Annotated in this window: 16 protein-coding genes and 3 tRNA genes; 7 read left to right on the top strand and 12 right to left on the bottom strand. The window is 65.0% G+C overall.

The window, feature by feature from the left end:
* Window positions 1-11: 11 nt before the first annotated feature.
* On the bottom strand, window positions 12-1,067 hold the full coding sequence (locus tag AC07PT_RS00845) for a tetratricopeptide repeat protein (RefSeq protein WP_492345053.1): 1,056 nt from the start codon (window positions 1,065-1,067) through the stop codon (window positions 12-14).
* 80 nt (window positions 1,068-1,147) lie between these two features.
* On the opposite strand from AC07PT_RS00845, the gene AC07PT_RS00840 reads away from it, so the two are divergent.
* A complete protein-coding gene (locus AC07PT_RS00840) occupies window positions 1,148-1,555 on the top strand; it encodes a hypothetical protein (RefSeq protein WP_494655499.1) in 408 nt (135 codons plus the stop codon).
* 62 nt (window positions 1,556-1,617) lie between these two features.
* Here AC07PT_RS00840 and AC07PT_RS00835 read toward each other — a convergent pair.
* From AC07PT_RS00835 to AC07PT_RS00795, 9 genes are all read right to left on the bottom strand, one after another.
* A tRNA-Cys gene (locus AC07PT_RS00835) sits at window positions 1,618-1,691 on the bottom strand.
* 53 nt (window positions 1,692-1,744) lie between these two features.
* Window positions 1,745-1,820: transfer RNA gene (locus tag AC07PT_RS00830), tRNA-Gly, on the bottom strand.
* 114 nt (window positions 1,821-1,934) lie between these two features.
* Window positions 1,935-4,370 (bottom strand): endopeptidase La, encoded by a 2,436-nt coding sequence (gene lon, locus AC07PT_RS00825; protein WP_492345051.1) that lies wholly within the window; start codon window positions 4,368-4,370, stop codon window positions 1,935-1,937.
* A gap of 126 nt (window positions 4,371-4,496) precedes the next feature.
* Window positions 4,497-5,762, bottom strand: coding sequence for an ATP-dependent Clp protease ATP-binding subunit ClpX (gene clpX, locus AC07PT_RS00820; protein WP_492345050.1), 1,266 nt, complete (start codon window positions 5,760-5,762; stop codon window positions 4,497-4,499).
* Window positions 5,763-5,861: 99 nt separating this feature from the next.
* Entirely contained in the window at window positions 5,862-6,470 is a 609-nt protein-coding gene (gene clpP, locus AC07PT_RS00815; RefSeq protein ID WP_492345049.1) for an ATP-dependent Clp endopeptidase proteolytic subunit ClpP, read from the bottom strand.
* 104 nt (window positions 6,471-6,574) lie between these two features.
* Window positions 6,575-7,885, bottom strand: a complete 1,311-nt coding sequence (gene tig / locus AC07PT_RS00810) for a trigger factor (protein WP_492345048.1) — start codon at window positions 7,883-7,885, stop codon at window positions 6,575-6,577.
* Between the two features lie 73 nt (window positions 7,886-7,958).
* Window positions 7,959-8,045: transfer RNA gene (locus AC07PT_RS00805), tRNA-Leu, on the bottom strand.
* 177 nt (window positions 8,046-8,222) lie between these two features.
* Window positions 8,223-11,390 carry an efflux RND transporter permease subunit gene (locus tag AC07PT_RS00800; RefSeq protein WP_492345047.1) on the bottom strand — a complete coding sequence of 1,056 codons (3,168 nt, stop codon included), beginning with the start codon at window positions 11,388-11,390 and terminating at the stop codon, window positions 8,223-8,225.
* An 8-nt stretch (window positions 11,391-11,398) separates the two neighbouring features.
* On the bottom strand, window positions 11,399-12,595 hold the full coding sequence (locus AC07PT_RS00795; protein WP_492345046.1) for an efflux RND transporter periplasmic adaptor subunit: 1,197 nt from the start codon (window positions 12,593-12,595) through the stop codon (window positions 11,399-11,401).
* A gap of 136 nt (window positions 12,596-12,731) precedes the next feature.
* Between AC07PT_RS00795 and hpnC the strand changes: the two genes are divergently transcribed.
* The 3 genes from hpnC to hpnE all read left to right on the top strand — a co-directional run bounded on the left by hpnC (window position 12,732) and on the right by hpnE (window position 15,890).
* Entirely contained in the window at window positions 12,732-13,634 is a 903-nt protein-coding gene (gene hpnC / locus AC07PT_RS00790; RefSeq protein WP_494655498.1) for a squalene synthase HpnC, read from the top strand.
* Between the two features lie 74 nt (window positions 13,635-13,708).
* Window positions 13,709-14,548 (top strand): presqualene diphosphate synthase HpnD, encoded by an 840-nt coding sequence (hpnD, locus tag AC07PT_RS00785; protein WP_492345044.1) that lies wholly within the window; start codon window positions 13,709-13,711, stop codon window positions 14,546-14,548.
* Window positions 14,541-15,890, top strand: a complete 1,350-nt coding sequence (gene hpnE, locus AC07PT_RS00780; protein ID WP_494655497.1) for a hydroxysqualene dehydroxylase HpnE — start codon at window positions 14,541-14,543, stop codon at window positions 15,888-15,890. The genes hpnD and hpnE overlap by 8 nt, the downstream gene beginning before the upstream one ends.
* A 6-nt stretch (window positions 15,891-15,896) precedes the next feature.
* On the opposite strand, the gene AC07PT_RS00775 is transcribed toward hpnE, so the two are convergent.
* A complete protein-coding gene (locus AC07PT_RS00775; RefSeq protein WP_492345042.1) occupies window positions 15,897-16,592 on the bottom strand; it encodes an HAD family hydrolase in 696 nt (231 codons plus the stop codon).
* Window positions 16,593-16,647: 55 nt separating this feature from the next.
* Between AC07PT_RS00775 and hemH the strand changes: the two genes are divergently transcribed.
* The 3 genes from hemH to AC07PT_RS00760 all read left to right on the top strand — a co-directional run bounded on the left by hemH (window position 16,648) and on the right by AC07PT_RS00760 (window position 21,380).
* Window positions 16,648-17,742: a ferrochelatase gene (gene hemH, locus AC07PT_RS00770; protein ID WP_492345041.1), complete on the top strand. Its 1,095-nt coding sequence runs from the start codon at window positions 16,648-16,650 to the stop codon at window positions 17,740-17,742.
* A gap of 56 nt (window positions 17,743-17,798) precedes the next feature.
* Window positions 17,799-20,240, top strand: coding sequence for a Lon protease family protein (locus AC07PT_RS00765; RefSeq protein ID WP_492345040.1), 2,442 nt, complete (start codon window positions 17,799-17,801; stop codon window positions 20,238-20,240).
* A 174-nt stretch (window positions 20,241-20,414) separates the two neighbouring features.
* Complete coding sequence (locus tag AC07PT_RS00760) at window positions 20,415-21,380, top strand: alpha/beta hydrolase (protein WP_494655496.1); 966 nt, start codon at window positions 20,415-20,417, stop codon at window positions 21,378-21,380.
* Between the two features lie 39 nt (window positions 21,381-21,419).
* On the opposite strand, the gene AC07PT_RS00755 is transcribed toward AC07PT_RS00760, so the two are convergent.
* Complete coding sequence (locus AC07PT_RS00755) at window positions 21,420-22,292, bottom strand: alpha/beta fold hydrolase (protein WP_494655495.1); 873 nt, start codon at window positions 22,290-22,292, stop codon at window positions 21,420-21,422.
* Window positions 22,293-22,302 lie beyond the last annotated feature (10 nt).

Raw genomic sequence — 22,302 nt, 5'->3', positions numbered from 1 at the left:
GGGGAAGTGACTCAGGTTTCGTCTTTTTGTTCAGAAGCAAGCCGCCAACGGTCCCCATCCCTGATCATGACAAACCGTTTTCTGGTTTGATCGCGGTAGGTCGCTGATTGATACCGCTGCACCGCAGCGACGCTCAGGCGTTTTCCATCCAACCACTTCACAGCGGTGACATTCAAAGAGACATGAATGTTGCCGGCGCTGTCAAAAACCCGCTTCTTGAAAGCGATCCATTGGCTCACCGATTTGAAAGGAGACGGGAAATACCCGGGCATGTAATGTGCGCGGTATTTTTCAAGCGAGCGCTGAGACCAGTCCTGACGCCAGGCTTCCAAAGCCTGCAATGCCGAAGAACAGGCACGGTCGTCTGTCGGTGGGCACAAGGCAGCACCCGACTCCATCGGCCCCGCCGACACCGGGCGCAGCGCTTCGGGTCGGATGTCAAGCGGACGTGGGTCCAGCACCGCAGGCACAGCGACCGGCGTCGCGACCCCCATCGGGCGCGTGCCCAACAACGTCACCTCTGAGCGACGCGATGGCGCCGGCGCTTCCGGCACCACGGTGGGGCTCGCTGCCGAAGGTGCCGACGCAGGAGGCACTGGAGGCACGGGGACCGCAGCCTGCGCCGTGACCGTGGCAGGTGCCGCCGGCACGGCCCTGTCGCGGATCAGGCTCTCAATCATTTCATTCTTGCGCAACAAGGCCTGGCGCCCCGGGTCCAGTTCCGCGGCCAGTTTGAAGCTCTTCCAGGCCAGCCCCAGGTGGATGCGGCCCAGGCTCTCGTGGGTGGAAGCCTGCTTCGGCGCCAACTCTCGTGCCTTGGTCAGGTTCTGACTGGCCCGCTCAAGGTCATCGGCACGGGCATCGATGGCCGCGAGGTTCACATAAGGCGCGGCCTGGGTCGGGTAGGCATCGCGCAGTCGTTCGAACACCTTGCGCGCCTCATCGGTGTCGCCAAGCTGCATCAGCACGATGCCCCGCTTCAACTGCATCTCCGGCGGCAAATTGCCGCGGCGCTCCACCTTGTCAATCAGCGCCAGTGCATCGTTGTAGCTGCCGTCGGCAATCAAGGCGTCGAGATCGGACTTGAGGTTGGCATTCACCAACGCCAAGGTGTCGGGAAGGCCTGTCACCGGAATGCAAAGGGCACATGCTGCAGTCGCAACGGCAAGCATCACTGGCATTCTCATCAACACAGGCCCTCGGCAAAATAGGTATGGTGTGGCAACGAAGCTGTGTTGAACCTTGGGTGCAATCGCCTACAAACCCCATCCAAAATCAGCTTCAATCTGATAAATCAGATCAGGATGGTCTGAGCAATCACACCTCAGGCAACATAGCAACAATTTTTGCACATTTTTTCAAATGTACCCAAGGAATGATGCCCGAAAAATATAAAGCTTTCGATAACGAAATCACCAAATATGGCCGTTTGTCACACCGACACGCCAATCGGAAACCTTGGCAAGCCACACGCAAAGAGAGAGGCGACATCACCCCGCTCAACCCCCCTGCCAAGGTCTGCAGCAGAATCTGCCAGTGTGAAGAAACGAAATGATGAAATGCAAAAAGCCCAGCATGGCTGGGCTTTTTTTGGGACATCCGACAGGGATGAAAAGATGGAGGCGCGATCCAGAGTCGAACTGGACTAACCGGATTTGCAATCCGGGGCATAACCGCTTTGCTATCGCGCCGTGCTGACTGCTCTGACGAAAAAGGGAAGCAATGGCTTCCCTTTTCGGAAATCTGGAGCGGGAAAAGAGTCTCGAACTCTCGACCTCAACCTTGGCAAGGTTGCGCTCTACCAACTGAGCTATTCCCGCGTTTTGACTAAACTTCTCAACAAACTCTTTGATCAAGTTCGTTGCGATCCAAAAATTATAGCCCAAATTTCGCTCTCTTCAGAACTCGCAGACCGAAATTTGAGCCCAACCGCTTCAATGCTTCAAGCCGTCAGGGGCAACCGCAGGCGCAGGCGTGGCCGCAGCAGCCGTGCTCGCAGCCACTTCCTCATCGGTCAGCGGCACAGGCACGCGCTCCAAAGCCACCTCCAGCACCTTGTCGATCCACTTGACCGGCACGATCTCGAGACCGTTCTTCACGTTCTCGGGGATCTCCTGCAGGTCTTTGACGTTCTCTTCCGGGATCAGCACGGTCTTGATGCCACCGCGCAAGGCCGCCAACAGCTTCTCCTTCAAGCCCCCGATGGCCGTGACCTCGCCTCGGAGCGTGATCTCACCCGTCATGGCCACATCGCTGCGCACCGGAATGCCCGTGAGGGCAGAGACGAAAGCCGTGGTCATGGCGGCACCGGCACTCGGGCCATCCTTGGGCGTGGCCCCATCGGGCACGTGGATGTGGATGTCGTTCTTCTCGAACACCTCGTTCTTGATGCCCAATGCCCTGGAGCGACTGCGCACCACGGTGCGCGCCGCCTCGACGGACTCTTTCATCACGTCACCCAGCGAACCGGTGCGGGTGATGTTGCCCTTGCCAGGCATGAGCGCCGCTTCGATGGTCAGCAGATCGCCCCCCACCTCGGTCCAGGCCAATCCGACCACCTGACCGACCTGGTTCTGTTGCTCGGCACGACCGTAGGAGTACTTGCGCACCCCCAGGAACTGATCGAGGTTTTCGCCGTTCACCACCACCTTGGGCGTCATCTTCTTGAGCAGCAAGCCCTTGACCACCTTGCGGCAGATCTTGGAGAGTTCACGCTCAAGGGAGCGCACACCCGCCTCACGGGTGTAGTAGCGCACCATGTCACGGATGGCCTCTTCGGTGACCAACAGCTCGGTGTCCTTCACGCCGTTGTTCTTCATCTGCTTGGGCAGCAGGTACTTTTCGGCAATGCTGGTCTTTTCGTCTTCGGTGTAGCCCGAGAGGCGAATCACTTCCATGCGATCCAGCAGCGCGGGCGGGATGTTCATGGAGTTGGAGGTGGCCACGAACATCACGTCAGACAGGTCGAAGTCGACCTCCACGTAGTGGTCGCCAAAAGTGTGGTTCTGCTCCGGGTCCAGCACCTCCAGCAAAGCACTCGAGGGATCGCCCCGGAAATCCGTGCCCAGCTTGTCGATCTCGTCCAGCAGGAACAAGGGGTTGCGCGTGCCGACCTTGGTCAGGCTTTGCAACACCTTGCCGGGCAAGGCGCCGATGTAGGTGCGGCGATGCCCCCGGATCTCGGCCTCGTCACGCATGCCACCCAGCGCCATGCGCACGTACTTGCGCCCGGTGGCCTTGGCAATCGACTGCCCCAGTGAGGTCTTGCCCACCCCCGGAGGGCCGACCAGACACAGGATGGGTGCCTTCACCTTGTCGACCCGCTGTTGCACCGCAAGATATTCAAGAATGCGGTCCTTGACCTTCTCAAGGCCATGGTGGTCTTCGTTCAGCACGTTTTCAGCATTGCCCAGATCGTGCTTGATCTTGGTCTTCTTGGCCCAGGGCAAGCCCACCAGCACGTCAATGTAGTTGCGCACCACGGTGGCCTCGGCCGACATGGGCGACATCAGCTTGAGCTTCTTGAGTTCGCTCTCGGCCTTCTTCAAGGCGTCGCGGGGCATCTTGGCGGCCTTGATGCGCTTCTCGATCTCCTCGATGTCCGCACCCTCTTCACCTTCACCCAATTCCTTCTGAATGGCCTTGACCTGCTCGTTCAGGTAGAAGTCGCGCTGGTTCTTTTCCATCTGCCGCTTCACGCGGCCACGGATCTTCTTGTCGACATTGAGGATGTCGACCTCGCGCTCAAGCTGTTCGTACAGATTTTCCAGGCGTTCCTTGATGCCCGCCAGATCGAGAACCGCCTGCTTGTTGTCCAGCTTCAACGGCAAGTGGGCCGCAATCGTGTCGGCCAGGCGACCTGGATCGTCGATGCTGGCGATCGACGTCAGGATCTCGGGCGGAATCTTCTTGTTGAGTTTGACGTACTGGTCAAACTGCTGCATGACTGCGCGGCGCAGGGCCTCGATCTCGCTGGCCTTGGCACCTTCGGGCTCCACCTCGGGCACGGGCAACGGCAGCACGGTGGCCGAGAAGTGGCTTTCGGCGTCATCGATCTTCTCGACCGTGGCACGTTGCTGCCCTTCGACCAGCACCTTGACGGTGCCATCAGGCAGCTTGAGCATCTGCAGAATGGTCGAGACGCAACCGACCGAGAACATATCAGCCACCGAGGGCTCGTCCTTGGCGGCGGTACGTTGGGCCACCAGCATGATGCGGCGCTCGGCTTCCATCGCCAACTCCAGAGCCTTGATGCTCTTGGGGCGGCCGACGAACAGCGGGATCACCATGTGAGGGAACACGACCACATCGCGCAGCGGAAGCAGCGGCAGGTCGATGGACGTGGCAGGCAGAGGGGGTTGTCCGGACATGGATATCCTTTGGTTACCTGTTGAATATGGTCCGCAAACGGGAGATTTCAACCCGCCGGGGCCGACACGGCAGCCAAGCAGCCGCCGTGCCAGCACCAGGCTGGGTCATGTTGACAGCCCAAGGGCTCAAGCCTTCTTGGCCGCCTCGCGGTACACGAGCAGCGGCGGCTTGTTCTCATCGATGGTGGACTCGTCCACCACGACTTTCTCGACATTCGAGGCATTCGGCAGATCGAACATCGTGTCGATCAGGGCATGCTCAAGGATGGAACGCAAGCCACGTGCACCCGTCTTGCGGGCCAAGGCCTTCTTGGCGATGGCCTGCAGGGCCGCCGGGCGGATCTCCAGGTCAACGCCTTCCATGGCCAGCAGCTTGTGGTACTGCTTCACGAGAGCGTTCTTGGGCTCGGTCAGGATCTGCACCAGCGCATCTTCACTGAGCTCAGCCAGCGTGGTGACCACCGGCATGCGCCCGACCAGCTCGGGAATCAGGCCGAACTTGATCAAATCCTCAGGCTCCACCTCGCCGAACATTTCGGTCAAGGTACGCTGCTTCTTGCTCTTGACCGAGGCGCCAAAACCGATGCCTGAGGCCTCGGTGCGGTTCTCGATCACTTTCTCGATGCCGGCAAACGCGCCACCGCAGATGAACAAGATATTGGTGGTATCGATCTGCAGGAAGTCCTGATTCGGATGCTTGCGCCCGCCCTGGGGAGGCACGCTCGCCATGGTGCCTTCGATCAACTTCAGCAAGGCCTGCTGCACCCCTTCGCCCGACACGTCGCGGGTGATCGAAGGGTTGTCCGATTTGCGCGAAATCTTGTCGATCTCGTCGATGTAGACGATGCCGCGCTGGGCCCGCTCGACATCGTAGTTGCAGCTTTGCAGCAGCTTCTGCACGATGTTCTCGACGTCTTCACCCACATAGCCGGCTTCGGTCAGGGTGGTGGCATCGGCCATCACGAAAGGCACATCGAGCATGCGCGCCAAGGTCTGAGCCAACAGGGTCTTGCCCGAGCCGGTGGGCCCGATCAGCAGAATGTTGCTCTTGGAGAGTTCAACCTCATCCTTGGCACCCTTGTCCTTGTGGCGCAGGCGCTTGTAGTGGTTGTACACCGCCACGGCCAGCGTGCGTTTGGCCACTTCCTGGCCGATCACATAGTTGTCGAGATTGAGCTTGATCTCGGAAGGCGTCGGCAAATCGCCGCGGGCCTCTCGCCCCGCCTCGGTCGAAGGCAGCTCATCGCGGATGATTTCGTTGCAAAGATCAATGCACTCATCGCAGATGAAAACCGATGGACCGGCGATCAGCTTCTTCACCTCGTGCTGGCTTTTGCCGCAAAAGGAGCAATAGAGTGTTTTCTCGCTGGTGGAGCCTTTTTTGTCGGCCATGTCGGAAATGCCTTGTAACGCGTTGTTCTAGATGATAGCGAAATAAAAAACGGCGCTTCCCTCTCCCGGGAAACGCCGCTCATTCAGCCGGGATACTGGTCAAGGCCGCTTGGCAATCACCTGATCCACCAAGCCGTAATCTTTGGCTTCGTCGGCAGACAGATAGTAATCGCGCTCGGTATCGCGCTCGATCTTTTCCAGCGGCTGCCCGGTGCGTTCAGCCAGGATCTTGTTGAGCTGCTCGCGGGTCTTGAGAATCTCGCGGGCGTGGATCTCGATCTCGGTGGCCTGGCCTTGTGCGCCACCCAGCGGCTGGTGAATCATCACCTTCGAATTGGGCAGCGAGTAACGCTTGCCCTTTTCGCCGGCGGCCAGCAAGAAGGCGCCCATGCTGGCAGCCATGCCGATGCACAGGGTCGACACCTGTGGCTTGATGAAGTTCATGGTGTCGAAGATGGCCATGCCGGCGCTCACCGAACCACCCGGCGAGTTGATGTAGAACGAAATGTCCTTGTCGGGGTTTTCGCTCTCCAGGAACAGCAGCTGCGCCACCACCAGGTTGGCGGTCTGGTCGTTCACCGGGCCCACCAGAAACACCACGCGCTCCTTCAGGAGACGTGAATAAATGTCGTAGGACCGTTCGCCACGACCCGATTGCTCGATGACCATCGGGACCATGCCCAGGCCTTGAATGTCCAGTGCGCTCATGTTTTCTCCAAGGGGAAACCTAACTGTACCCAAAAATGAAGTGGGGCCTGCGCAACAAAGCACAAGCCCCTCAGCATCTCAAAAAAGAGAGATCAGATCAGGTTTCAGGCCTGGCCCATCAGTTCGTCGAACGAAACCGACTTTTCAGTGACCTTGGCCTTGGACAGCACGAATTCGGTGACGTTGTTTTCGATCACAACACCTTCGACTTCGGCCAGGCGGTTCTGGTCACCAAAGTACCAGCGCACCACTTCAGCCGGCTTCTCGTAGCTGGCAGCCAGCTCTTCGACGTGGGCCTTGAGTTGCTCGGGCTTGGCTTGCAGTTCGTTGGCACGAACCAGCTCGGCCACCACCAGACCCAGGCGCACGCGACGCTCGGCTTGGGGACGGAACACGTCGTCAGGGATCGGGGCCTTGTCGGCGTCCTTGATGCCGCGCTGCTTCAGGTCAGCACGGGCGCCTTCGACCAGACGGCCGATTTCAGCCTGGATGCTGGCATTGGGCAGGTCGAGTTCAGCCTTGCCCACCAGGGCGTCCATCACAGCCTGCTTGTTGCGGGCCAGCAGACGGAACTTGACTTCGCGCTCCAGGTTGGCCTTGATGTCGGCGCGCAGAGCGTCCACGGTGCCGTCGGCGATACCCAGGGTCTTGGCCAGGGCATCATTCACTTCGGGCAGGTTGGCGGCTTCGATCTTCTTCACGGTGACCAGGAAGTCGGCTTGCTTGCCGGCCACATCCTTGCCGTGGTAGTCGGCCGGGAAGGCCAGGGGGAAGGTCTTGCTTTCGCCGGCCTTCATGCCACGCACGGCGTCTTCGAATTCCTTCAGCATCTGACCGTCAGCGATCAGGAACTGGAAGTCTTCGGCCTTGCCGCCGGCAAAGGGTTCGCCGTCGATCTTGCCTTCGAAGTCAACCGTCACGCGGTCGCCGTCCTGGGCAGCCTGATCCTGAGCGCGCTGAGCGAAGGTGCGGCGTTGCTTGCGCAGGATTTCCAGGGTCTTGTCGATGGCGGCGTCGTCCACGTCGGCCGACAGCTTTTCGACTTCAGCGGTCGACAGGTCACCGATCTTGACTTCGGGGAACACTTCGAACACAGCGTCAAAAGTCAGCTCGCCTTCGGGCGCGCCTTCTTTTTCGGTGATGCGGGGCTGGCCGGCCACACGCAGCTTGGCTTCGTTGGCAGCCACGGCAAAAGCCTCGCCCACCTTGTCGTTCATCACTTCGTACTGAACGGAGTAGCCATAGCGCTGGGCCACCACGGCCATCGGCACCTTGCCCGGACGGAAGCCGTCCATCTTGACAGTGCGGGCCAGGCGCTTCAGGCGCGTGTCCACTTCAGCCTGGATTGCCGTGACGGGCAGGGTCAGCGTGATCTTGCGTTCGAGCTTCTCGAGGGTCTCAACGGTAACAGCCATTGTTTTCTCCTGATATGGCGTGTCAGGCCGCGTGATGTGCACGTCCTGGCCTGGCGTAAATAAATCTCACAAGTGGTGCGCGGGGGGGGACTCGAACCCCCACACCATTGCTGGCGTCAGGACCTAAACCTGGTGCGTCTACCAATTTCGCCACCCGCGCGCCTGAAAACAAAACGGGCGATCAGTTCACACTGACCACCCCAACGAAATCGGTCAACCTTCTATTTTAGCGGGATGAAATCCGGGTTCCGGCCCGAATCCGGGTCAGATGCAGGGTTCTGGAGCCTCCAAAGGCCTCAAAACCCTGCAAATTTCGCGCTGCAGGCCGCGCCAGCGCTCAATTCACCTCGATTTGAGGACGCTTGACGCGGAACCAGGCGGCGTACATGGCCGGCAAGGCCAGCAGCGTGAGCAAGGTGGCCACGATCAGGCCCCCCATGATGGCCACCGCCATCGGCCCCCAGAACACGCTGCGCGACAGCGGGATCATCGCCAGCACCGCCGCGGCCGCCGTCAGCACGATGGGGCGCAAGCGGCGCACCGCCGACTCCACGATCGCATCCCAGGCGGGCACGCCCCGGGCGCGGTCCTGCTCGATCTGGTCGATCAGGATCACCGAGTTGCGCTGGATCATGCCCATCAGCGCGATCACCCCGAGCAAGGCCACGAAGCCGAACGGCCGGTTCAACACCAGCAAGGCGCCCGCCACACCGGCAATGCCCAGGGGGCCGGTGAGGAACACCAGCACCGAGCGGCTGAAGCTCTGCAACTGCAGCATCAGCAGCGTGAAGGTCAGGAACAACATCACCGGCAGTCCGGCGGCGATGGAGGCCGAGCCCTTGCTGCTTTCTTCCACCGCGCCGGCCACTTCGATGCGGAAGGCCTGGCCGGAGGCCTGCCACTTCGCTTCCAGCGCCCGCAGCTCAGGCAACAGCTCAGCCGTCACGGTGGCCCCTTGCAGACCCTCCACGATGTCGCCCTGCACGGTCACCGCGTAATCGCGGTTCTCGCGCCACATCACCCCGGGCTCCCAGGTGAACACCGGCTTGGCGATCTGGGTCAGCGGGATCGAACGCCCGTTGGCGGTGGGCAGGTAGGCATTGCCCAGGTCAGTGATCGCATTGCGTTCCTCCAGGGGCTGGCGCACCACGATGTCGATCAGCTTGTCGTTCTCGCGGAACTGCCCCACCGCCGTGCCCGACAGAATGGCGGCCGAAGCCTGCGCAATCGCCTGGCTGGTCACGCCCAGGGCACGCGCCTTGGCCTGATCGACCTCCATGCGGATCACCTTCACCGACTCGTTCCAGTTGTCGTTCACACCACGCATGTGGCTGTTCTTGCGCATCAGTTCCTTGACCTCGTCGGCCCGCTCACGCAGCACCGCCGGGTTCGAACCCATCACCCGGAACTGCACCGGATAAGGCACCGGCGGTCCATTGGGCAGCAACTTGACGCGCCCCCGCACCTCGGGGAACTCTTCGGCCAACAGGGCCGGCAGCTTGATGCGCAGGCTCTCGCGCACCTTCAAGTCCACCGGCAGGATGATGAATTGCGAGACGTTGGTCTGTGGAAACACCTGATCGAGTGGCAGGTAGAAACGGGGCACGCCCGAGCCCACCCAGGTGCTCACGCTCTTCACGCCCACCTCTTCGCGCAGACGGGCTTCGACCCGCTGGGTCACCGCATCGTTGGCGGCGAACGAGGTGCCTTCGGGGAACCAGATGTCCACCAGAATCTCAGGCCGGCTGGAGTCCGGGAAGAACTGCTGCTGCACCTTGCCCATGCCCACGATGCCCAGCGCAAAGATCGCCAGCGTGGCCGCGATGGTGGCCCAGCGGTGCGCCACGCACCAGGTCACGGCGCGACGGAAGGTGTTGTAGAACGGGGTGTCAAACATCTCGTGCGGTTCACCTCCCTCATGCCCGGCACCCATTTCCTGCACATGGGGCGGGCGCTTGAGCAACCAGGCCCCCAGGTAAGGCACGAAATAGACCGACACCACCCAGCTCAGCACCAGGGCGATCACGGTCACGGCAAAGATGGCGAAGGTGTACTCACCCGTCTGTGACTTGGCCAGCCCGATCGGCAAAAAGCCGGCCGCGGTGATCAACGTGCCCGTCAGCATGGGCATGGCGGTGATCTCGTAGGCAAAGGTGGCGGCACGCACCTTGTCGTAGCCCTCCTCCATCTTGCGCACCATCATTTCGACCGCAATGATGGCGTCGTCCACCAGCAGGCCCAGCGCAATGATCAACGAGCCCAGCGAGATCTTGTGCAGCCCGATGCCCCAGTACCACATGGCCAGAAAGGTCACGGCCAGCACCAGCGGAATCGTGATGCCCACCACCAGGCCAGGTCGCACGTCGATGTAATAGCGGCGCCACAGCGGCTGGCTGCCCGGACGCTTGTGCAGCCCCAGGCTCACAAAGCTCACGGCCAGCACGATCACCACGGCCTCGATCAGCACGTGCACGAACTCGCCCACCGAGGTGGTCACCGCCTTGGGCTGATCCTGCACCTGCACCAGGGTCAGGCCGGCCGGCAGGCTTTTCTCGATCTTTTCAGTGGCCAGCTGCAGTTGCTTGCCCAGTTGGATGATGTCGCCGCCCTTGGCCATCGACACGCCCATGGCGATCACTTCACGACCGTTGTGGCGCACCTTCACCGACGGTGGATCCACATAGCCACGGCGCACCTCGCCGATGTCGCCCAGGCGCAACTGATTGCCCGAGCTGCCGCGGATCGGCATGGCGCGCAACTGCTCCACCGCCTCGAACTGCCCCTGCACCCGCACCTGCACCACATCCTGCGGCGTCTGCACGGCACCGGCGCTCTCCACCGCGTTCTGCGCATTGAGCTGGGCCAGCACGGCATTCAGGTCCAGGCCCAGCTGGGCCAGGCGCTTTTGCGAGATCTCGATGAAGATCTTCTCGTCCTGCACACCGAACAGCTCGACCTTGGCCACATCGGGCACGCGCAGCAGCGACTGGCGCACATCGTCGGCAAAGGTCTTGAGCTCGGCATAGCTGAAGCCATCCGACTCCAGCGCATAGATCACGCCATACACATCGCCGAACTCATCATTGAAGAACGGCCCTTGGGTACCGGAAGGCAAGGTGTACCGGATGTCGCCGATCTTCTTGCGCACCTGGTACCAGACGTTGGCCACATCACCGGGCTTGGACGAGTCCTTGATCTGGAAGATGATCTGCGATTCGCCCGGCTTGGAGTAGCTGCGGATGCGGTCCGCATAAGGCACCTCCTGAAGCGTCTTTTCGAGCTTGTCGGTGACCTGCTCGGCCACCTGCTGAGCCGTGGCCCCGGGCCAGTAGGTGCGCACCACCATGGCGCGGAAGGTGAACGGCGGGTCTTCGTCCTGACCAAGCTGAAAGTAGGCCGCAAAGCCCAACAACATCAGCACCACCAGCAGGTAGCGGGTCAGCGCCGGGTGATCCAGCGCCCATTTCGACAGGTTGAAGCTTTCCTTGGGCTGCGCGTTGCTCATGCCGGACCTCACTTGGCCGCAGCGGCAGGAGCGGCATCAGCCGGGGCAGCGGCCGATGCCGCGGGGGCAACCTCCGCGCCGGGCAGCGCCTTCTTGGGTTGGTAGATCGTGACCTTCTGGCCAGGTGACAGCACGTGCACACCGGCGGCCACCACCAGGTCGCCGGGCTTGATGCCACCGGCCACCACCGCCTCATTGCCATCGGCCGTGGCGATCTCCACGGGCTGCAGGCGCACGGTCATGGCCTTGGGATCCAGCACCCAGACGGCGGTGGATTTCCCCTCCTGGCGCAGCGCGCTGGTGGGCAGCTTCAAGACCGACGGTGTGGCCTTGTCCAGGCCTTGAGGCAACACGTTCACGGTCGACCCCAGGGCCGGTGCGCCTTGTACCGGCAAGGCGACTTTCACTGTGTAGGTGCGGGTCACGGCGTCGGCACTGGCAGCCACTTCGCGCACCTCGCCTTCAATCTCACGCCCTTCAGACCATACCTTGACCACCACCTTGGCCCCCACGCGCACCGAGCCCACCTTGTCTTCGGGCACGGCAAACACCACGTCGCGCTGGCCGTCCTGGGCGATGCGAACCACCGGCGTGCCAGATTGCACCACCTGACCCGGCTCTGCCTCGATGGCCGTCACCACACCCGACACATCGGCCGCCAGCGAGGTGTAGGCGATCTGGTTGCCCTGGCTGGCCAGTTGGGCCTGGGCCTGCTCCAGCGTGGCCTGAGCCGCCTTCAGGGTGGTTTCACGGCGCTGCAGCTCCGAGCCGCCGATGAAGTTCTTGTCGTACAGATCCTTGTAGCGGCGGTAATCGGCTGCCGCCAGATCACGGTTGGTCTGGGCCGAGGCCACCTGGGCCCGTGCCGCATCGGCGCCCAGCTTGTAGTCCTGCGGATCCAGCTGCGCCAGCACCTGCCCCACCTGCACCCGCTGCCCCAGCTCGGCCTGGCGGCGGATAATCTTGCCGCCCACCCGAAAGCCCAGACGCGACTCGATGCGGGCCCGGACCTCGCCCGAGTACTCGTTTTTTGTCCCCATGCGGCTTTCTGCCACCGTCAGCACCTTGACCGACCGAACCGGTTCGGCCGCCGGTTCGGGGCGTGAGCAAGCGGCCAACAGGGTGACCAGGGACAAAATGAGAGAAACGCCAACGATCCCACCAAAAAGGGGACGGGCACGGTGGACATTCACAGTGACGGGCATGGGCAACCTGCTGAACGAAGTGCGGGTAAGCGGCACCAAGGGAGCCCTTGGCACCAGAAAAGTGTCAAGTCACCAAGGCCAAGCCTGGGGTTCAACATTAATGACTGATTGGTTAGTAGCCTAAGGGATTGTTCTGATGCATGTCAAGCCAAGCGCCGCCGCAACCCCCAAGGTGCCCCCTCATCGCGATACTGTGCAAACTGAAGTGTTGCCGCTGACCCACTACGAGAATTTCCCGGTGGCTTCCTGGCTGTGTCCGCCCCGGTTGCGCCCCCCGATCGCCGCGCTGTACCACTTTGCCCGCACCGCCGATGACATCGCCGACGAGGGCGACGACAGCCCGGCGCAACGCCTGGCGACCCTGGCGGCCTACCAGGCCGAGTTGCACGCCACATTGGCCGGCACGGCGCCCAATGCGCGATGGCAGCCGGTACTGGCGCCACTGGCCCGACAGCAGGCGGCCTGGGGCCTGCCGGTGGCACTGCTGGACGACCTGATCAGCGCCTTCATGCAAGACATTGCTTACACCCGCGATCAGCACCTGTACCCGGACCGCGACAGCCTGCTTGACTACTGCCGCCGCTCGGCCAACCCCATCGGACGCCTGCTGCTGCACCTGCACGGCGTGGCCGAGCCCCGGGCCCTGGCGCAGAGCGACGACATCTGCAGCGCCCTGCAACTGATCAATTTCTGGCAAGACCTGAGCCAGGACATTCCGCGGGGGCGCCACTACCTCACCGTGGCCGACTGCCTGCGCCATGGCGTGCCCCGCAGCGAGCTTCAAAGCGGGTCCGCCAGTCCCGCGGCCCTGGCCCTGATCGCCGACAACCTGGCCTGGGCCGAACAATTGATGCACCGCGGTGCCCCGCTGGTGCACCGCCTGCCCGGTCGCGCCGGCTGGGAGCTGCGCCTGGTGGTGCAAGGCGGCCTGCGCGTGTTGCAACGCATCCGCGCCACTGGCGGCAACCCGCTGGCCCGCCGCATCAAGCTGGGCCGGGCCGACGCCCTGCCCCTGCTCTGGCGCACCCTCTGGATGTGAATGGCCTTGAGAAGCTGCGGCCTGCCCCCCCTTCACAAGATGGGACAATGCTGCGCGTACGCTCAGCCCAATCCATGACCCCAGAAGACTACGTCCAGCAAAAAGCCGCCGCCTCGGGCAGCAGCTTTTATTACGCCTTCCTGTTTCTGCCCAAGCCGCGCCGCGCCGCGATCACAGCCTTCTATGCCTTTTGCCGCGAAGTGGACGACGTGGTCGACGAAGTCAGCGACCCCGGCGTGGCCATGACCAAGCTGGCCTGGTGGCAGAACGAAGTGCGCCAGGCCTTCGCCGGGCAGGCCAGCCACCCCGTGATGCAGGCACTGATGCCCCACGTGCCGGTGTATGGCCTGCGCCAGGAGCAGTTGCAAGCCGTCATCCAGGGCTGCCAGATGGACCTGGAGCAAACCCGCTACCTGGATTACCCCGGCCTGCAACGCTATTGCCACCTGGTGGCCGGCGTGGTGGGCGAAGTCTCGGCGCGCATCTTCGGCCAGACCGACGACCGCACCACCGAGTACGCCCACACCCTGGGCCTGGCCTTCCAGCTGACCAACATCATCCGCGACGTGGGCGAAGACGCCATGCGGGGCCGCATCTACCTGCCCGTCAACGAGCTGCAGCGCTTTGACGTCAAGGCCCATGAGGTGCTGCAACGTGTCTACTCGGATCGCTTCACCGCGCTGATGAAGTTCCAGGCCGAGCGCGCCCACCAGCTGTATGACCAGGCCCTGGCTCTGCTGCCCGGCGCCGATCTGCGGGCCCAGAAGCCGGGCCTGATGATGGCCAGCATCTACCGCACCCTGCTGCGCGAGATCGAAGACGAAAACTTCCAGGTGCTGCACCAGCGCATCAGCCTGACCCCCTTGCGCAAGCTGTGGCTGGCCTGGAAGGTGCAGGCCCTGGGCCGTGTCTGAGGCCCCAAAGCCCCACTCACGCCACCTCGCCGTGATCGGTGGCGGCTGGGCCGGCCTGGCTGCCGCCATGGCCGCCCACGACCAGGGCTGGGCCGTGCACCTGTTCGAGGCCTCGCCCCAACTCGGCGGCCGGGCCCGCACCCTGCCCGGCCCAGCGGCCCTGACCGGGCTGGACAACGGCCAGCACATTCTGATCGGCGCCTACACCCAGAGCCTGCGCCTGATGCGCCGGGTGGGGGTGGACCCCGAACAAGCCTTGCTGCGCCTGCCACTGACGCTGCGCTTCCCCGATGGGGGCGGCCTGCAATTGCCGCGCTGGCCTGCCCCCTTCGATGCCGCCGCCGGCATCCTCGGCGCGCGGGGCTGGTCCTGGCGCGACCGGATCTCACTGCTGGCCACCACCCTGCGCTGGCAGATCGGCGGCTTTCGCTGCGCCCCAGATGCCAGCGTGCTGGCCCTGTGCCAAGGCATACGGCCCCGGGTCATGGCCGAGCTGATCGAGCCCCTGTGCGTGTCAGCCCTCAACACCCCGGTGGACCAGGCCAGCGGCGAAGTGTTTCTGCGTGTGCTGCGCGACTCCCTGGCCGGCGGCCCGGGCGCCTCGCACCTGCTGCTGCCCCGCACCGACCTGGGGGCCTTGTGGCCCGAGCCGGCGGCACGCTGGTTGCGTGCCCAGGGCCACAGCGTGCAAACCGGCCAAAGGGTGCAAGGCCTGCTGCGCGACGCCAAGGGACGATGGCAGCTTCAAGTGGCGACGGGGCTGGAGGCCCCCGCCTTCGACCAGGTCATTCTGGCCTGCCCTCCTGGCGAGGCGGCCCGCCTGCTGGCCCAGGCTTCGGGCCTGAGAGGTGACCAACACGCCGCCCTGGCCACCTGGGCCGCCCAGGCCCAGGCCCTTCGCTTCGAAGCCATCACCACGGTGTACGCACAGGCCGGCACCCCGGCCGGCGCCCTCCGGCTGCCCCAGCCCATGCTGGCCCTGCGCTGCGGGCCCGGGGCGCCGGCCCAGTTCGTGTTCGACCGCGGTCAACTCGGCGCCCCCCAAGGCCAACTGGCCTTTGTGCTCAGCGCCAGCCCCGACCTGAGCCGCGAGGCCCTCAGCCAACAAGTGCTGACCCAAGGCCGCCAGGCCCTGGCCCCGATCGGGGTGAGCGAACTACAGGCCTTGGGCACGGTGACCGAAAAGCGCGCCACTTTCGCCTGCACCCCGGGCCTGACTCGGCCCGCCCAGCGACTGATCCCGGGCCTGTGGGCCTGCGGCGACTATGTGGAAGGCCCCTACCCGGCCACGCTCGAAGGGGCGGTGCTGAGCGCGCAGTCGGTGGTGGCGGCACTGACCTGAGCGGATTCACCCCACCAAATGCCGGCACAGCTCGTGCAGGCTGCTGATGGTCCAGGGCGCGGGGCTGGCATGGGGCCAGGCCTTGGCGTCGCGGTTCACCCACACCGCCTGCAGGCCCGAGTTCAAGGCCCCCATGACGTCGGTGTCCACGTCGTCGCCCACGTGCAACACCTCGGCCGGGGCCACGGCGGCCGCGGCGGCGGCGGCCTCGAAGATTCGCGGGTCGGGCTTGGCCACGCCGAACTGCTGCGCACTCAGGCTGGCGCTGAAATACGCCCCCAGCCCCACCCGCTGCACATCGGCATTGCCATTGGACAAGGCCACCAAAGGGTAGCGCTCGGCCAGGCGGCCCAGGCATTCGTGCACATCGTCAAACAGGTCCACCCGCTGGCGCTCGGCAAAGAACACCTCGAAGGCCGGCTCGGCCAGGGCCGGATCGTCGCCGGCCTGGCCCAGGGCCAGGCGGATCGACTCGCGGCGCAGCGCGCTCAGGTCGGTGACCAGGTCGGGCCGCAGCGTGGTCATCTGGTTGCGGATCTCGCGCAAGGCCCCGGGGCGCGAGAACAGGGTGGCCGTGGCGGGTGCGTGGCGCTGCAGCCAATCGGCCAGCACCGTCTCCGCGCGGGCAATGGTCGGCCAGATGGGCCACAAAGTGTCGTCCAGGTCCAGGGTAATGGCCTTGATTCGGGCGTGATCGAGCATAGGTGGCTGAGAATACTGCATCCCTCAAAACCTCAGCCTCAGCCTCACCCTGCCCATGCCGTCCAAGTTCGCCCCCGAGCCCGCCTACCGCCATGGCCAAGCCGCCCGCACCGCCATCCTGCTGTGCAACCTGGGCACCCCCGAGGCCCCGACCGCCCCGGCCCTGCGACGCTACCTGGCCCAGTTCCTCAGCGACCACCGGGTGGTCGAGATCCCGGCCCTGATCTGGAAGCCGATCCTGCACGGCATCATCCTGCGCGTGCGCCCGGCCAAGTCGGCCGCCAAATACGCCAGCGTCTGGACGCCCGAGGGCTCACCCCTCAAGGCCTGGACCGAGAAGCAGGCCAAGCTGCTGCAGGGCTGGCTGGGCGAAGCCGGCCATCAGGTGCAGGTGCGCTACGCCATGCGCTACGGCCAACCCTCGATCGCCCACCAGCTGGATGCCCTGAAGGCCGATGGCGTGACCCGCGTGCTGATCCTGCCGGCCTACCCGCAGTACTCCGGCACCACCACCGCCAGCGTGTTCGACGATGTAGCGCACTGGGGCCTGCGCCAGCGCCACCTGCCCGAGCTGCGCTTCATCAACCGCTACCACGACGACCCGGGCTACATCGATGCCCTGGCACAACGGGTCGAAGCCCATTGGCGCGAACACGGTCAGCCCGACCAGTTGGTGATGAGCTTCCACGGCGTGCCCGAGCGCACCCTGCAGCTGGGCGACCCCTACCACTGCGAATGCCTGAAGACGGGCCGCCTGCTGGCCGAACGCCTGGGGCTGCGCGCGGATCGCTACAAGATCACCTTCCAGTCGCGCTTCGGCAAGGCCAAGTGGCTGGAGCCCTACACCGAACCCACCCTGGTGGCCCTGGCCCAGGCCGGCACGGCCCGGGTGGACGTGATCTGCCCCGGCTTCACCAGCGACTGCCTGGAGACCCTGGAAGAAATCAACCAGGAAGCCCGTGAGGCCTTTTTGCACGCTGGGGGCAAAGCCTTCCACTACATCCCCTGCCTGAATGACAGCCCGGCCTGGATCACCGCCCTCAGCGCGCTGGCCCAGCAACACCTGCAAGGCTGGCCCACCCGGGGACCAACGCCGCAGTCGCTGGAAGACAATCGCCAGCGCGCCCTGGCAGCAGGCGCCCGTAACTGATCCGCCCATTGCCTTTCGAATTCAGCCACGCAACCGGGCCAAGCCCGGCTAGCGTTATGCTTTCCGACCTCCTGGCCCCCGACATCCCTCTTTCGTCAATGCCCGCCCCCTCCACCGACCTGCCCACCCAGCCTGCCCTGACGGCCCAGCAACTGCGCCGCCACATCGACCCTGCCAGCCTGGGCTTTGCCAGCACCGCCGAACTGGCCGACGAGGCCCCGGGCTGGATCGGGCAGCAACGCGCCCGACAAGCCACCGAGTTCGGCCTGCACATCGAAGCGCCCGATTACAACCTGTTCGTGCTGGGCGAAGTCGGCAGTGGCCGCAGTTCACTGCTGCGCCAGGCTCTGCACCAGGCAGCCCGGGCCCGCCCGGTACCGCCCGACCTGGGCTATCTGCACCGCTTCGAGGCCCCGCAGCGCCCCTTGGCCTTGCGCCTGCCGGCCGGCAGCGGCCGCGTGTTGCGCCAGGGCCTGCAGCAGCTCACCCGCCAACTGGCCACCGACATCCCGGCCCAATTGGAGGCCGCCGAGGTCACGCTGGAGGCCGACGGCATCGAGAAAGCCTTTGAGCGCGAGGAGCACCTGGCATTGAAAGACCTGGAAGCCCTGGCCGCCCGCCACGGCTACCAGCTGCAGCGCGAGTCCGACCGGCTCAAGCTGGTGCTGCCCGAGAAACCACACGGCAAGGACAAGAGCCCTCAAAGCGAGGCCGACAAATCGGCCGCCGAAGCCCTGGCCACGGCCACCGAAAACGAAGTGCGCGCTGAAATGGCCCGCGTGCTGGCCCAGTTGCGCCTGCGCGAGATTGCCCGTGACGAGACCCTGGAGGCCCTGAAGCGCCGCACCCTCACGCCGCAGTTGCAGAAGGCCTTTGACACCGCCTTGGCCGGCCTGCCCGAAGCCGAGCGCCACGGGCTGCAGAGCTGGGTGCAGGCGGCCATCGGCGAGGTGCTGAACCAGATCGACCTGTTCCTGCCCCGAGCCGAAGACGAAGACGAAGCCGACCGCAAGGCCGACCTGGCCCATTGGCAGGCCTGCCTGGCCTTCAACCTGGTGGTGGACCACGCTGGCCAGCAAGGTGCGCCGGTGGTGCTGGACAACAACCCCCAGATGCGCAGCCTGTTCGGCAGCATCGAGCACCCGGGCGGCGACGACGCCGGCCCCGCGGACCACACCGCCATCCATGCGGGCGGCCTGCTGCAAGCCCACGGCGGGTACCTGATGCTGCACCTGGCCGACCTGATCGACGACGAGCCCCTGTGGGAGCGGCTGCGCCGCTTTCTGCGCTCGCGCCAGTTGCAGATCGAAGAGCCCGGTGGCACGGGCACCCCGGCTGGTGCCAGCCTGCAGCCCGACGCCGTGCCGGTGGACGTGCGCCTGGTGCTGGTCGGCTCGCCCGACGAATACTACAAACTGCAAGACGCCGACCCCGAGATGGCGCGCCGTTTCCGCGTCAAGGTCGACTTTGCGGACCGCTTTGCCGCCAGCGACGACAACCGCCGCGCCATGGCGGCCTGGGTGGCCTGCCGTTGCCGGCAACTCGGCCTGCCCCACTTCGAGGCCGCAGGCGTGGCAGCCCTGCTCGAGCAAAGCCACCGCGAGGCCGACGACCAGCACTACCTCAGCGCGCAACTGGGTCAGATCGAAATGGTGCTGATCGAGAGCGCCCAGCAGTGCCGCGACCGGCAGGGCGAAGGGGTGAGCGCCGCCGACGTGGCGGCCGCCCTGCAGGCACGGCGCCAGCGCCACGACTACCTGGAGCAGTGCGTGCTCGACAGCATCAGCGAAGGCGAGCGGCTGATCTCCACCACCGGCCTGGCCGTGGGCCAGCTCAATGCCATGAGCCAGATCGACACCGGCGACCACCGCTTTGGCGTGCCCATGCGCATCAGCGCCCGCACCCAGGCTGGCCACCAGGGCGTGCTCAACATCGAGCGCGAGGTGCGCCTGTCCGGCCCCATCCACGACAAGGGCGTGCTGATTCTGCAAGGCTACCTGCACGCGCTGTTCAGCGAACAGGCGCCGCTGGCCCTGCAGGCCTCGCTGGGCTTCGAACAGGAGTACGACGGCGTGGAGGGCGACTCGGCCTCGTGCGCCGAGCTGTTCGCCCTGCTGTCCTCGCTGTCAGGCGTGGGCCTGCGCCAGGACATCGCGGTCACCGGCGCTCTCAACCAGCACGGCGAAGTGCTGCCCGTGGGCGGCCTGAACGAGAAGATCGAAGGCTGGTTCCAAGTTTGCCGGCGCGCCGGGCTGACCGGCCAGCAAGGTGTACTGCTGCCCGCACTGAACCAGCGCCAGCTGATGCTGTCACCCGAGCTGGTGGCCGCCGTGGCGGCCGGGCAGTTCCATGTGTACACCATGCGCCAGGCCAGCGAAGGCCTGAGCCTGTTGGCCGGCCAACCGGCCAGCGCCCTGCACACGCTGGCGGCCGAAACCCTGGCGGCCTACCGCCGGGCCTGCCGACGGGCCTTGCGACCGGGGCGCGCCGGGCGCTGATCCGGGGGGGGCGCCCCCACACAGCAGACACCTGCTGCACACAGACGCGTTACACAGGCCGCCCACAATCAGGCGCAGAAGGAAGGACGCAAGGCTCAGACCACAGGCTGAGCCACGGCAACAAGGGCCCACTCGCCCAGGTGCTGCGTCCGGCCTGCCTGACCCAGAACGCGCATGTCCAAGTCCCGCGGGCCCCAAACGGCCCCCCCGCCCCACACCCAGCCCTCACCCGACGCCCCGGTGGCGGGCGGTTGGCGCAGGCGTGCACGGGCCCTCGCGCCCTGGCTGCTGGCCCTGCTGCTGGCGTTGGCCCTGGGTGCCAAGTTGATCCACCACGCCCAGGTGGCCCGAGCCCTGCTCCACCCACCCCGCACACCGGTTCTGGCGGCCGACCTGGCCCTGGCCCAGCAGGCCCTGCACGGGGGGGTGCGGCCTGTCACCTTTGCCACCGCCGACGGCCTGCTGCTGCAGGGCTGGTACAAGCCCTCGCGCACCGGGGCGGTGGTGATCTTTGTGCATGGCGGCCAGGGCAACCGCCTGTGGTTTCTGGCCCAGGCCCAGGCCCTGGCCGAGCGTGGCATCGGGTCGCTGCTGTACGACTCGCGCGCCAGCGGCAACAGCGAAGGCGACACCCAGTCCTGGGGCGATCTGGAACAGGAAGACCTGAACGCCGCACTGAACTGGGTCAGCGCCCGGCCCGATGCCGATCCCCGGCGCCTGGGGGCCGAGGGCTTTTCCATCGGCGCCAGCACGGTGTGCATGGTGGCGGCCAGTGATCCGCGCATCAAGGCCGTGGTGCTGCACAACATGTGGTCCTCACTGCACGATGAGTTGCGTTACAAAAGTGGCTCGGCACTGAGCGCCTGGCTGTTGAGGCTGGATTTCTGGTGGGCCGGCATCGACCCCGACCGGGTGCAGCCCGCCCAGGTGATTCACCAGATCGCCCCGCGGCCATTGCGCCTGGTGGCGGCCGAAGGTGACCACGACACCCCCATCGCCGTGGAGCAGGCCTTGTTCGAGCGCGCGGGCCAACCCAAGGCCCTGTGGCGCATCCCCGGTGCCGACCACCTGGATTACCGGGAGCATGGGGGGGACGCCCTGCGTCAAGGCATCGCCCAGTTCTTCGCCAAATCGCTTTGAGCGCGCCGCTCAGCCGGTATCAACGGCCATCAGGCCGCATCAACCGGCCTCGGCACGATCGATGAAGTCACTCACCAGGTTCAGCTGATCGGGCACATTGAGCGCGGGGGCATGGCCACAGCCCGGCACCTCGATCACCGTGGTCAGGCCGCGCAGGCCCGGGCCACGGCGCAGCATCTCGGCGGTGGTCTCGGGCAGCACCAGGTCTGATTCGGCTCCCCGCAGACACAGCACCGAGATGTCGATGGCATCGTAGTCGTCCCAGATCAGGTAATCGTTGGGGTGCAGGGTGAACTGCTGCACCATGGCCGGGTCGTAATGCGGCGTGACCCGGCCATCGGGCAGCCGCCGGGTCGAGGTTTCGGTCAGGCGCCGCCATTGCGCGTCGCTGAGCCAGCCATAGGGCTTGTAGACCTGGCGGAAAAAGGCCTCCAGGGCCACCACCGAATCAAAGGCCGGCGGTTCACCGGCATAGGCCCGGATGCGCGCGATGGCGGCGTCCGCCAGTTGCGGCGCGTTGTCGTTCAGCACCAGGCTCTTGAGGCGCCCCCGGAGCGCGGGCACCACCTGGCCACCCGCACACACCGTACCGATGGCGCCGCCCATGGACGTGCCCACCCAATGCACACGATCCAGGCCCAGGCCGTCGAGCAGGCCCTGGGCCAGTTGGGCATAGAAAGCCAGGGTGTACTCACGGCCCGGGTCAGGGCTCCATTGGCTCAGGCCGCGGCCCAGGGTGTCGGGGCAGATCACGTGATAGCGCCCGCTGAGGTGCTCGGCCAGTTCGTCCATGTCACGGCCGGTGCGCGCCAGGCCGTGCCAGGCAATCACGGCCGGGGCCTGCGGGTTGCCCCACTCGGTGTAATGAAGTTCGCGGCCTGCGCAGCGCAGGTAGTGGGAGGACATGGCCATGAAAAATATC

It is taken from the genome of Curvibacter sp. GW821-FHT09D12, assembly GCF_059416245.1.
The sequence above is the reverse complement of the archived record's forward strand: the minus strand, read 5'-3'. Positions and strand labels throughout refer to the sequence as shown.